Here is an 11459-nt window from a genome sequence, read left to right as displayed (position 1 = left end):
CCGCGTTCACGCTCAACGGCACGCCCTGCACCACGGACGGGCCGGCACCGAGCCCCACGCCGACCACGCCGACGACCCCACCGACCACGCCCCCCCCCCCGCGCCCCCGCGCCCCCCGCCCCGCCCGCGCGGCGCCCGCCCCGCCCGGGCCCCCCCCGCCCCCCCCCCCTCCTGGGGTGCGCGTGATCAGGCGCCGCGCAGGACGGCGCCCGTGCGCTCGGCGGCCAGGGCCACGGCGGCGTCGCGGGCCGCGCTGGCCTCGTCGACGGTCAGCGTGCGGTCCGCGGCGCGGAACTTCAGCGCGTACGCCAGGGACTTGCTGCCCTCGCCGAGCTGGTCGCCGGTGTAGACGTCGAACAGCCGGATGGACTCCAGGAGTTCACCCGCGCCCTCGACGAGGGCGGCCTCGACGTCGGCGGCCGGGACGCCGGAGGCGACGACCAGGGCGACGTCCTGGGTGGCGACCGGGAAGGAGGAGATCCGGGGGGCCTTCACGGGCCCCTCGTTCGCCTTCTCCAGGAGGTCCAGGTCGATCTCCATCGCGCAGGCGCGGGCCGGGAGGCCGAACGCCTTCACCACGCGCGGGTGGAGCTCGCCGGCGTGGCCGACGAGGACCTTCTCGCCGTCCACCTCGACGTGGAACGCGGCGCAGCGGCCCGGGTGCCAGGGCGCGTGCTGGTCGGCGCTGATGATCAGCTCGACCCCGGCCTCGGCGGCCACGGCCCGGCCGGCCTCGATCGCGTCGGCCCAGTCGGACGGACGGCCCTTGCCCCACCAGCCGGCCTGCTCGCGCGCACCGGCGAGGACGACGGCGGCGCGGCGCGGCTGCTCGGGCAGCGCGGCGTTGACGCGGGCGATCTCCTCGTCGGAGGGGCGGTGGTCGACGCCCAGACGGACGGCCTGGCCCGGCTGGCCCTCGGTGGGACGGAAGACCAGACCGGTCTCGAAGAGCGCCAGGTCGTGGCTGCCGCGGCTGTCGTTGCGGCGGAGCGCGCCGAGCAGACCCGGGAGCAGCGTCGTACGGAGCGCGGGCTCCTCGTCGGAGAGCGGGTTGACCAGCGTCACGACGCGGCGACGGGCGTCGTCGGCGTCGAGACCGAGCTGGTCGAGGGCCTGCTCGCCGATGAACGGGTAGTTCAGCGCCTCGACGTAGCCGGCACCGGCCAGGGCGCGGCCCACCCGGCGGTGGGTGCGCTGGCGCTCGGTGAGCCCGCGGCCGGCCGGGGGCTTCGGCAGCGTGGAGGGCAGGTTCTCGTAGCCCTCCAGGCGGATGACCTCTTCGGCCAGGTCGTTCGGCACGTAGAGGTCGGGACGCCACGACGGGACGGTGACGACGAGCTCGTCCTGACCGTAGACGTCGCAGCCGACCTCCTGGAGGCGGCGGACGACGATCTCGCGGCCGTAGTCGACGCCCGCGACCTTGTCGGGGTGGTTCGCCGGCATGGCGATGGTGTGCGGCGCGGACGGGGCGGCGATCTCGGTGACCCCGGCCTCGGCGGTACCGCCCGCGAGGAGCACGAGCAGGTCGACCGTGCGCTGCGCCGCCGCGGCGGCGGCCTGCGGGTCGACACCGCGCTCGAAGCGCTTGGACGCCTCGGAGGCCAGCTTGTGCCGGCGGGCCGTGCGGGCGATCGAGATCGCGTCGAAGTGCGCGGCCTCGATGACGACCTCGGTGGTGCCGGTGACGATGCCGGTCTCCGGGTCGGTGACCGGGTCGGCGATCTCGGTGTTGGCACCGCCCATGACACCGGCGAGACCGATCGGCCCGCGGTTGTCGGTGATGACCAGGTCCCCGGAGTCGAGGACGCGCGCGGTGCCGTCGAGGGTGGTGAACTTCTCGCCGGCGGCGGCGCGGCGGACCCCGATGGGGCCGTCGATCCGGCTGCGGTCGTAGGCGTGCAGCGGCTGGCCGAGTTCGATCATCACGTAGTTGGTGATGTCGACGGCGAGCGAGATCGGGCGCATGCCGATCTTCTGCAGGCGGCGCTGCAGCCAGATCGGGCTGCGGGCCTCGGGGTCGAGGCCGACGACCGTACGGGCGGTGAAGCGGTCGCAGCCGATCGGGTCGGCGATCCGGACCGGGTAGCCGTACGAGTTGGGCGCGGGCACGTCGAGGAGCGCCGGGTCGCGCAGCGGCAGGCCGTAGGCGGTGGCCGTCTCGCGGGCGACGCCGCGGATCGAGAGGCAGTAGCCGCGGTCCGGGGTGACGGCGATGTCGAGGACCTCGTCGAAGAGCTCCAGGAGGACCGTGGCGTCGGTGCCGACCTCGTGCTCCGGCGGCAGCACGATGATGCCGTGCGTGCCGTCGTCGCCCATGCCGAGCTCGTCGCCGGAGCAGATCATGCCCCGGGAGACGCGGCCGTACGTCTTGCGCTCGGCGATCTCGAAGTCTCCGGGCAGCACGGCGCCGGGCAGCGCCACGACGACCTTGTCGCCCTCGGCGAAGTTCCGGGCGCCGCAGATGATCTCCTGGGGCTCGCCGGTGCCGTTGGCCTGGCCGACGTCGACGGTGCAGAAGCGGATGGGCTTCTTGAACTCCGTCAGCTCCTCGATGGTGAGGACCTTGCCGACCACCAGCGGGCCGGTCAGGCCGGCGCCGAGCTGCTCGACGGTCTCGACCTCGAGGCCTGCCGAAATGAGCTTGGCCTGGACGTCACGCCCGGTCTCCGTCGCCGGCAGGTCGACGTACTCCCGCAGCCAAGAAAGCGGGACCCGCATCAGATCTCCATCCCGAACGGCCGGGTGAACCGGACGTCACCCTCGACCATGTCTCGCATGTCTTCGACGTTGTGGCGGAACATCAGCATCCGCTCGATGCCGAACCCGAAGGCGAATCCGCTGTACTTCTCGGGGTCCACACCGCAGGCGACGAGCACCTTCGGGTTGACCATGCCGCAGCCGCCGAGCTCGATCCAGCCCTCGCTGCCGCAGGTGCGGCAGGGACGGTCCGGGTTGCCGACGGACTCGCCGCGGCAGACGTAGCAGAGCATGTCCATCTCTGCGGACGGCTCGGTGAAGGGGAAGAAGTTCGGCCGCAGCCGGGTCTTCATGTCCGGGCCGAAGAGCGCCTGGACCATGTGGTCGAGGGTGCCCTTGAGGTCGGCCATGGTGAGGCCCTCGTCGACGGCGAGCAGCTCGATCTGGTGGAAGACCGGGGTGTGCGTGGCGTCGAGCTCGTCGGTGCGGTAGACGCGGCCGGGGCACACGACGTAGACCGGGGGCTCCCGGTCGATGAGCGTGCGGGCCTGGACCGGCGAGGTGTGCGTACGGAGCACGACGCCGGACTCGTCGCCGGTGGTGCCCTCGGGGCCCTGGACGAAGAAGGTGTCCTGCATCTGCCGCGCCGGGTGGTCCGGGACGAAGTTGAGGGCGTCGAAGTTGAACCACTCCGCCTCGACCTCGGGGCCCTCCGCGACCTCGTAGCCCATGGAGACGAACACGTCGGCGACGCGCTCCATGAGCGTGGTCAGCGGGTGCCGGGCACCGGCCGGGACGCGGTCGTACGGCAGGGTGACGTCGACGGCCTCCTCGACGAGGACGCGCGCGTCGCGCTCGGCCTCCAGCTCGGTCTGCCGGGCGGCGAGCGCCTTGGAGACGATGCCGCGGGCCTGGCCCACGAGCTTTCCGGCGGCGGCCTTGGCCTGCGGCGGCAGGGCACCGATCTCCCGGTTGGCGAGCGCCAGCGGCGAGGTGCCACCGGTGTGCGCCGTCTTCGCGTGCGCGAGCGCGTCGAGGTCGCCCGCGGCGGCGAAGGCGGCGAGCGCCTCGTCCCGCATGCGCTCGATCTCTTCCGGTTTCAGTGCCTCGACCTCAACCGGGTCGTACGACTTATTGGGTGCGGACATCTCTTCCCGTGCTTCCGTTGGCTGGCTGGGCGGCCCCGCTCGACGTCAAGGGCGCAAACGTGCCAAAGGACGAGTCTAACGGGGCGCGGGGACGCGAATGAGCCCGTGGGCAGGCCGGGCGGCCACTGATCTCGTACGGTCTCGACTGCTGAGACGTCAGAGGAGGTGGGCCGGGGTGCCGACGGGCAGGATAAATCGGAACTCGGCCCCGCCACGGGGACCACGTCCGACGGTGATGGTGCCGCCGTGGGCCTCGACGACGCCCTTGACGATGTAGAGGCCGAGGCCGGTGCCGCCGCGTTTGCTGCCGCGCCAGAAGCGGGTGAAGACGCGGCTCATCGACGCTTCGGGGATACCGGGTCCCTCGTCGCTCACGGTGACCTCCGTCCCCTCTTCTCCGTCGTCGCCCAGCGTGGTGGGTGCCACCTCGATGGTGACGGTTCCGTCGCCGTGGCGCACGGCATTTTCCAGGAGGTTCCCGAGGATCTGGTCGATCTTGTCGGGGTCGGCCCAGAGCGCGGGCAGCCCTGGCCTGATCCGTACGAAGAAGCGGTCCGGGGACTGGCCGCCGGTGGTGTGCACCTGGATGTGCCGGCCGACGGCGGCGGCGATGTCGACGGGCTGGCGGCGCACCTCGAGGCGGCCCGAGTCGATCCGGGAGATGTCGAGGAGTTCGGCGATGAGCCGCTTGATGCGGCCCGCGTCGGCGTCGACCGTCTCCAGCATGAGCCGCTTCTGCTCGTCGTTGAACCGCTCCCACTTGTCGAGCAGGGTGGCGGTGAAGCCCTTCACGGAGGTGAGCGGCGAGCGCAGCTCGTGGGCGACGGTGGCGATGAGCTCGGCGTGGCTGCGCTCGGTGCGGCGGCGCGCCTCGGTGCCGCGCAGGGAGACCACGACCCGGCGGACGGGTCCGGTGGGGTGCTCGCGGACGTACCGGGCGGACACGAGGACCTCGCGGCCGCCGGGGAGCAGCAGGTTGCGCTCGGGCTGGCCGCGGCGGGTGGAGAGGCCGCCGTACGGATCGGTCAGGGCCCACCAGCGGCGTCCCTTGAGGTCCTCCAGGGGCAGCGCCTCGTCGAGCGGGAGGCCGAGGGCGCGGTGGGCGGGGACGGCGGTGATGCGGCCGGCGGCGGCGTTGAAGCAGACGACGCGTCCGGTCTCGTCGGCGATGACGAGACCGTCGGGCAGGTCGTCGGGATCGAGCCCGGCGAACCCCGCGGGCGGCGCGGGCTCGGGCGGCTTCGGGGCGTGCGGCGCGGCGCTCCGTGCCTGTGCGGGACTGTCCGTGCCGACCGTCATCCCCGTTCCCCACCCCTTCGTGTAGCGCAGTGGGCCCCCGAGTGCGTCACTCTACTGGGCGGGGAGGGCGGAATGGACCGTTCAGGCGGAGGTTCGCGGGCGCTGGGCGCGAGCGGAGGCGTACAGGCAGACCGCGGCGGCGGTGGCGAGGTTGAGGCTCTCGGCCTTGCCGTGGATGGGGACGCGGACGACGGCGTCGGCGAGCGCCCGGGTCTCCTCGGGCAGTCCCCAGGCCTCGTTGCCGAAGATCCAGGCGGTGGGCCCGCCCATGGTGCCGGCGTCGAGCTCGTCGTCGAGGTCGTCCTGGCCGGCCCCGTCGGCGGCGAGGATCCGTACGCCCGCGCCCTTGAGTCCGGCGACGGCCTGCTCGACGGGGACGCCGACGGCCACCGGCAGGTGGAAGAGGGAGCCGACGGAGGCGCGGACGGACTTGGGGTTGTACAGGTCGACGGAGGCGTCGGTGAGGACGACGGCGTCGGCGCCGGCCGCGTCGGCGCAGCGCAGCACGGTGCCGGCGTTCCCGGGGTCGCGGACGTGCGCGAGGACGGCGACCAGCTTGGGCTTGGCGGCGATGATCTCCTCGAACGGCGAGTCGAGGAAGCGGCAGACGCCGACGAGGCCCTGCGGGGTGACGGTCTGGGAGACCTCGGCGAGGACGGCGTCGGAGGCGAAGTGGACGCGGGCGCCGGCGGCGCGGGCGGCGTCGACGATGGCGGCGTAGCGCTCGGCGGCCTCGACGGTGGTGAAGAGCTCGACGAGGGTGGGCTCTCCGGTGGAGCCGCGGTGCTCGACGGCCTCGCGGACGGCCTGCGGGCCCTCGGCGATGAAGAGGCGGTCCTTGCCCCGGAAGTTGCGCTTGGCGAGCCGCCGGGCGGCGACGACGCGCGGGGAACGCGGGGAGATCAGCTCGGGGGTGACCATGAGGTGCGGCGGTTCTCTCTTCGGTGCCGGGGCTTCGGTGGGCCGACGGCCGACGGGCCGGTGGCTCCGCGGGCCGATGGGTCTACGGGGTTCTCGGGGGCCGACGCACCCGGACCCGCAGGCGCGAGCGCGCTGCGGGTCCGGGCAGAAGTACTGCGGGCCTGGAAGATCAGGCGGCGACCTTCGGGGCGTTGACGTCGGCCGGGAGGGCCTTCTGCGCGACCTCGACCAGCGCGGCGAACGCGTTGATGTCGTTGACGGCCAGCTCGGCGAGGATCTTGCGGTCCACCTCGATGTTGGCGGCCTTCAGACCCTGGATGAGGCGGTTGTACGTCATGCCGTTCTGGCGGGCAGCGGCGTTGATGCGCTGGATCCACAGCTGACGGAAGTCGCCCTTGCGCTTCTTGCGGTCGTTGTAGTTGTAGACCAGCGAGTGGGTGACCTGCTCCTTGGCCTTGCGGTACAGGCGCGAACGCTGACCGCGGTAGCCGGAGGCCTGCTCGAGGATCGCCCGGCGCTTCTTGTGGGCGTTGACTGCCCGCTTGACGCGTGCCACTTCTTAACTCCTTGTAGCGGGGTCGTGGTGGTCCTCACACGACCCGAAAAACGGATGGGTCCCGGACGGTGCCGGATGCCCTCGTCGCCGAGGGCGGGAGATCAGATCAGATGCCCAGCATCTTCTTGATCTTGGCGGAGTCACCCGGGGCCATCTCGGCGTTGCCGGTGAGGCGACGCGTCAGCTTGGACGACTTGTGCTCGAGCAGGTGGCGCTTACCGGCGCGCTCGCGCAGGATCTTGCCGGAGCCGGTGACCTTGAAGCGCTTCTTGGCACCGGAGTGCGTCTTGTTCTTCGGCATAGCGCCGTTCTCTCCTCGTCAGTGGCGCTCCCCCGGTGCGGGCACCGGTCGGACGGGAGCGTCATTCTTCGATTGGGTGGGACCGGACGGAACCCGGGGGCTGCCGGGAGGCAGCCCCCCACGGATCACGCCTCGGCGTTCTCGGCCGGGGTCTCGGTCGAGGGCTCGGCAGCGGCCTCGGACGTACCGCCCTGGCGCTCCGCCTTGCGCGCGGCCTGGGCCTCGCGAGCCTCGGCCATGGCCTCGGTCTTCTTCTTGTGCGGACCGAGAACCATGATCATGTTCCGGCCGTCCTGCTTCGGGTTGGACTCGATGAATCCAAGCTCCTGGACGTCCTCGGCGAGGCGCTGCAGAAGTCGGTAACCGAGCTCCGGGCGGGACTGCTCACGACCACGGAACATGATCGTGATCTTGACCTTGTCGCCCTGCTTGAGGAACCGGACGACGTGACCCTTCTTGGTGTCATAGTCGTGCGGGTCGATCTTCGGCCGGAGCTTCATCTCCTTGATGACCGTGTGCGCCTGGTTCTTGCGCGCCTCACGGGCCTTCATGGCCGACTCGTACTTGAACTTCCCGTAGTCCATGAGCTTGCACACGGGCGGGCGGGCGTTCGCCGCGACCTCGACCAGGTCGAGGTCGTACTCCTGAGCGAGCTCCAGGGCCTTGGCAAGGGGGACGATGCCCACCTGCTCGCCGCTGGGGCCGACAAGACGCACCTCGGGAACGCGAATCCGCTCGTTGATGCGGGGCTCGGCGCTGATGGATCCTCCTCGGTAGCACCACGCGACCGCCTTGGCGGACGGACACGTCACGTGAAACAGTTGAGACCAACCGCGCCGGTACATGAAAAATGCCCCGGACGGTACACAGGCGGGGCTCCACGGAAAACCGGAGCACCACCACGGTGAACCGCGGGGCGCACATCGGGCGGCTCCATCGTCCGTACGGAACGATGGGCGCCACCTGACCGGTGACCCGCCACCCGTGAGGGTGGTCAGGTGGGAGTACGGAGCCTCCACTTGTGGGCCGGACACAGAGATGTCCGGCCGGTCGTTACACAAGGTTAGCAGGACCCGGCGGTCGGCGCGAACCGTACGTCCGCTTATCGTGTGGGCATGAGCGAGACGCCCCAGAACGAGTCCACGGACACCCCCGACTTCGAAAGCATGACCCGCGACATCGCGGAGGTCCCGGCCGTCGAGGTGATCGTCACGGTCGCCGTCAACCTGATGAGCGCCGCCGCGGTGAAGCTCGGGCTCACCGAGGAGGGCGAGAAGCACAAGGACCTCGACGAGGCGCGCAAGCTGATCCACGCGCTCGCGGGTCTCCTGGACGCCGGCGCGACGGAGGTCTCCTCCTTCCACGCGGCTCCCCTGCGGGACGGCCTGAAGTCCCTCCAGCTCGCCTTCCGCGAGGCGTCCCTGATCCCGGACGAGCCGGGCCAGGGACCGGGTGAGAAGTACACGGGGCCGGTGTACGGCTAGGACCGATCCGGCCGCCAGGCCGCGGGGGTACGGGGGTCGCCCCCCGGGAGACAGCAGCCACGGGGCCGGTGTACGGCTAGGGATTCCTACTTCTTCACGTAGAAGGGCTCGCCCGGAGGCGTGGCCGAGGCCGGCAGGAGTGCCAGGTCGAGGCCCCGCACCAGGCGGGCCCTCAGTGTTTCGTCGGCGGCCAGGGCGCGGGCCACCCGCTGGGCGGCCTCCGCCGGGGCGGCGTCCCCGGCGAGGACCAGGGCGACGGTGCCGTCGGCGGTGCCGGGCCCCAGGTGGGCGCGGAGCACGGCGGGCTCGGCGGCGACGACGGCGCGCACGGCTTCCCGTACGGCCGGGTCGTCGAGCGGGTCGGTGCTGGAGCGGCCCTCGGCGAGGGCGAGCAGGGCGGAGCCGGTCACCTGGTACGGCACGGGTCCCGCCAGGTCCAGGACCAGGGTGTCGGCCTTCTCGTGGACGAGCGCGGCGAGCGCCTGCCGGGTGGGGACGGCCACGGGGCGGGCCTCCGGGTCCCAGAGGGCGAGCGAGGCGATCGAGGTGAAGGCCGGCAGGGCCCGCCGGTCGCCGGCCGTGAGGGTGGGGACGGCCATGTCGCTCGTCTTCTCCTGCTTGAGGCCCGTCTCGGGGTCGATCTCGACCTCGCCGAGGACGGCGACCACGGGGACGAGCAGCCGGGCGTCCTTCAGGGCTTCGAGGACGGGGCCGTGTGCGGTCCGGTCCTCCGCCCAGGCCGCGAGGGCCGCGGCGAGCCGCGGGTCGGCGGTGCCGTCGTCGTCGGAGAAACCGGGGTCCGGAATGTTCTTGAGCTCCACGCACCGAGCCTAACCGGCGGGTCCGGGCTCCCGGCTAGGAGGCCCGGTGGGCGCGGCGGAGTATCACGGCGGTGAGGAGCAGGAGGGCGCCGAGGCCGCCGGCGACGGGGGCGAGCAGGCCGAGCGGGCGGCTCTCCTCGGCGGCGGGGACGGGGCCGGGCCCGAAGTAGCGGCCCCGGTAGCCCGTGGCGACGGCCTTGGGGTCGCCGCCCTTGATCCTGCCCCCCGCCTCGATCGCGGCGGCGGGGTCGACCGTCCCGTACCCCTTGGCGTCGCTGCGGCCGCCCTTCGGCCGGTTGCGGGCGGTGTCGATGAGGAGCCGCTTGACCTGGGCGGGGGTGAGGTCGGGGTGCGCGGAGCGGACGAGGGCGACGGCGCCGGAGACGAACGCGGCGGCGGCGCTGGTGCCCCAGCCCTCGTAGTAGCGGCGGTCGGGGTCGGCGATGACGATGTCGTCGCCGGGGGCGCTGACGGTGGCGTACCAGCGGCGGGTGGAGAAGGCGGCGTGGGTGCCGTAGCGGTCGACGGCGGCGACGGCGATGACGCCGGGGTAGGCCGCGGGGTACGAGATGTGGTCGCCCTTCTCGCCGCCGTTGCCGGCGGAGGCGACGACGGAGACGCCCTTGGCGAGGGCGTACTGGACGGCGGCGTCCTCGCCCGCGTCGGGGTGGGCGGACTTGGAGTCGTCGCCGAGGGAGAGGTTGATGACGTCGGCGCCGTGGTCGGCGGCCCAGCGGATCCCTTCGGCGAGGGCGGAGCCGCGGGTCTTGCGGGCCTTGTCGCGGGCCTTGTCCGTGGACTCCAGGATGACCCGTACGGGAAGGATCCGGACGTCGGGAGCGACACCGAGCACGCCGTCCCCGCGGCCCGGGCCGTGGCCGTGTCCGGCGATGATGCCGGCCATGGCGGTGCCGTGCCGGGCCCAGGCGCGGTCGCCCCTCGACGCGCCGAAGCCGACGAGGTCGCGGCCGGTGAGGACGGAACCGGCGAGGTCCGGGTGCTCGGCGTCGACTCCGGTGTCGAGGACGGCGACGGTCACGCCCTTGCCCTTGGTGGTGCGCCAGGCCTCCGCCGTGTGCAGGGCTTCGAGGCCCCACTGGCGGGCCCGGATGGTGTCGGCGTGCGCGGGGGCGGTGGTGGCGGGCAGGACGGAGAAGGCGGCGGCGAGCAGGGCGACGGCGCCGCCGCGGGCCCGACGGGTGGACGGGGTCACCGGGCGTTCTCCTTGGCGGCCGAGGTGGCGGCCGTGCGCAGCAGTCGTACGAGTCGTTCGGTGATGCCCTTGGCCTCGTGGCCGAGACCGGACTGGGCGGTGGCGTCGGTACGGTTCGCGGCCATGGCCCGGTCGGCGGGGACGGGGCCGCCGTCAATCTTCCGGCCGTCGGCGAAGCCGGAGACGGCGGTGACGACGACGGGGAGGTCGGCGGGGGCGTTCAGCCACCAGGCGGCGCGCTGCGGGGCGCCGAAGCGGGCGGCGACGGTGCCGGGGCCCGCGAGGGCCGGAGGGACGTCCGCCCCGAGCCGGGCGGTGAGGCCCTGACCGAGGGTCTGCTGGGTGGTGGCATCGGTGCGCGTGAACACGAGACCGACGGTGATCACGCTGCTGGCGGTGGCGTCGGTGTACGTGGCGCGCAGGACGCGCTCGCAGCCGAGGGGCTGGACGGTGGCGAGGAGGCCCTTGGCGAGGACGGCGGGCGTGCAGGGGGCGTCCGGGGCGACGACGATCCGGGTCCAGGTGCGGTCGGCGCCGCCGGGTCCCGCGTCGGGTCCGGCGAGGATGCGGGGGAAGAGGGCGTCGACGGGGGCGTTGTGCCACAGCTCCTTCGCCTCGGCGTACCCGACGGGTTCGGCGGGCTTCCCGGGCTCGGCTGCGGCCAGCCACACCCCGGCGAGGGCGCCGCCGACGAGCCCGAACCCGAGCACGGCACAGACGGCGACGGCGATGTTCCGCCCGGTCCGCCGCTCGCGCACGGGCCGCAGCCGCGTGGTGATCTCGACGGGCGCCTCGGGCGGAAGGGCACCGGGCCGGTGGGAGTGGCGGTACGGGGGGAGGGCGTGCGCCGGCGCGGTCGCACCCGAGGGCCGGGCGAACCCGGCGGGGGTGGGCGCGGGGGCGCCTGCGGGCCGGGTGGGTCCGCCAACGGGCCGAGCGGGTCCGCTGACGGGCGGGGCGGGGGCGGCCTCGGGCCGGGCGGGGGCGGCTGCGGGCAGGGTGGGCCCGCCCGCGGGGTG

At 73.2% G+C, this 11459-nt stretch carries 11 protein-coding genes; 1 reads left to right on the top strand and 10 read right to left on the bottom strand.

The window, feature by feature from the left end:
- Window positions 1-186 precede the first annotated feature (186 nt).
- From pheT to infC, 7 genes are all read right to left on the bottom strand, one after another.
- Complete coding sequence (gene pheT / locus ACWGN5_RS40790) at window positions 187-2718, bottom strand: phenylalanine--tRNA ligase subunit beta (protein ID WP_453523784.1); 2532 nt, start codon at window positions 2716-2718, stop codon at window positions 187-189.
- Window positions 2718-3845 (bottom strand): phenylalanine--tRNA ligase subunit alpha, encoded by a 1128-nt coding sequence (gene pheS, locus ACWGN5_RS40785; RefSeq protein ID WP_041128336.1) that lies wholly within the window; start codon window positions 3843-3845, stop codon window positions 2718-2720. The genes pheT and pheS overlap by 1 nt, the downstream gene beginning before the upstream one ends.
- Before the next feature lie 156 nt (window positions 3846-4001).
- Window positions 4002-5144 carry an ATP-binding protein gene (locus ACWGN5_RS40780; RefSeq protein ID WP_453523780.1) on the bottom strand — a complete coding sequence of 381 codons (1143 nt, stop codon included), beginning with the start codon at window positions 5142-5144 and terminating at the stop codon, window positions 4002-4004.
- An 81-nt stretch (window positions 5145-5225) separates the two neighbouring features.
- Window positions 5226-6065, bottom strand: a complete 840-nt coding sequence (locus ACWGN5_RS40775; protein ID WP_369143251.1) for a TrmH family RNA methyltransferase — start codon at window positions 6063-6065, stop codon at window positions 5226-5228.
- Between the two features lie 169 nt (window positions 6066-6234).
- Window positions 6235-6621: a 50S ribosomal protein L20 gene (gene rplT / locus ACWGN5_RS40770; RefSeq protein ID WP_352024520.1), complete on the bottom strand. Its 387-nt coding sequence runs from the start codon at window positions 6619-6621 to the stop codon at window positions 6235-6237.
- Between the two features lie 106 nt (window positions 6622-6727).
- Entirely contained in the window at window positions 6728-6922 is a 195-nt protein-coding gene (rpmI, locus tag ACWGN5_RS40765; RefSeq protein ID WP_041128339.1) for a 50S ribosomal protein L35, read from the bottom strand.
- A gap of 125 nt (window positions 6923-7047) precedes the next feature.
- Window positions 7048-7767, bottom strand: coding sequence for a translation initiation factor IF-3 (infC, locus tag ACWGN5_RS40760; RefSeq protein ID WP_453523775.1), 720 nt, complete (start codon window positions 7765-7767; stop codon window positions 7048-7050).
- Window positions 7768-8037: 270 nt separating this feature from the next.
- On the opposite strand from infC, the gene ACWGN5_RS40755 reads away from it, so the two are divergent.
- Complete coding sequence (locus ACWGN5_RS40755; RefSeq protein ID WP_041128341.1) at window positions 8038-8406, top strand: DUF1844 domain-containing protein; 369 nt, start codon at window positions 8038-8040, stop codon at window positions 8404-8406.
- Window positions 8407-8492: 86 nt separating this feature from the next.
- On the opposite strand, the gene ACWGN5_RS40750 is transcribed toward ACWGN5_RS40755, so the two are convergent.
- The 3 genes from ACWGN5_RS40750 to ACWGN5_RS40740 form a co-directional block, all read right to left on the bottom strand.
- Window positions 8493-9227 (bottom strand): SseB family protein, encoded by a 735-nt coding sequence (locus ACWGN5_RS40750; protein WP_453523771.1) that lies wholly within the window; start codon window positions 9225-9227, stop codon window positions 8493-8495.
- Window positions 9228-9261: 34 nt separating this feature from the next.
- Complete coding sequence (gene mycP / locus ACWGN5_RS40745; RefSeq protein ID WP_453523768.1) at window positions 9262-10440, bottom strand: type VII secretion-associated serine protease mycosin; 1179 nt, start codon at window positions 10438-10440, stop codon at window positions 9262-9264.
- Window positions 10437-11459, bottom strand: a 1023-nt coding sequence (locus ACWGN5_RS40740) for a hypothetical protein (protein ID WP_453523765.1), incomplete at its 5' end; no start/stop codon positions are given. The genes ACWGN5_RS40740 and mycP, both read right to left, overlap by 4 nt.

The sequence above is a fragment of the Streptomyces sp. NPDC055815 genome (assembly GCF_053616475.1).
The sequence above is the reverse complement of the archived record's forward strand: the minus strand, read 5'-3'. Positions and strand labels throughout refer to the sequence as shown.

What these genes read in the sequence shown, in the direction of transcription:
- infC (WP_453523775.1), bottom strand. Translation starts at nt 7,767, where the DNA reads ATGTACCGGCGCGGTTGGTCTCAACTGTTTCACGTGACGTGTCCGTCC.
- ACWGN5_RS40775 (WP_369143251.1), bottom strand. Translation starts at nt 6,065, where the DNA reads ATGGTCACCCCCGAGCTGATCTCCCCGCGTTCCCCGCGCGTCGTCGCC.
- rpmI (WP_041128339.1), bottom strand. Translation starts at nt 6,922, where the DNA reads ATGCCGAAGAACAAGACGCACTCCGGTGCCAAGAAGCGCTTCAAGGTC.
- pheS (WP_041128336.1), bottom strand. Translation starts at nt 3,845, where the DNA reads ATGTCCGCACCCAATAAGTCGTACGACCCGGTTGAGGTCGAGGCACTG.
- ACWGN5_RS40755 (WP_041128341.1), top strand. Translation starts at nt 8,038, where the DNA reads ATGAGCGAGACGCCCCAGAACGAGTCCACGGACACCCCCGACTTCGAA.
- ACWGN5_RS40780 (WP_453523780.1), bottom strand. Translation starts at nt 5,144, where the DNA reads ATGACGGTCGGCACGGACAGTCCCGCACAGGCACGGAGCGCCGCGCCG.
- pheT (WP_453523784.1), bottom strand. Translation starts at nt 2,718, where the DNA reads ATGCGGGTCCCGCTTTCTTGGCTGCGGGAGTACGTCGACCTGCCGGCG.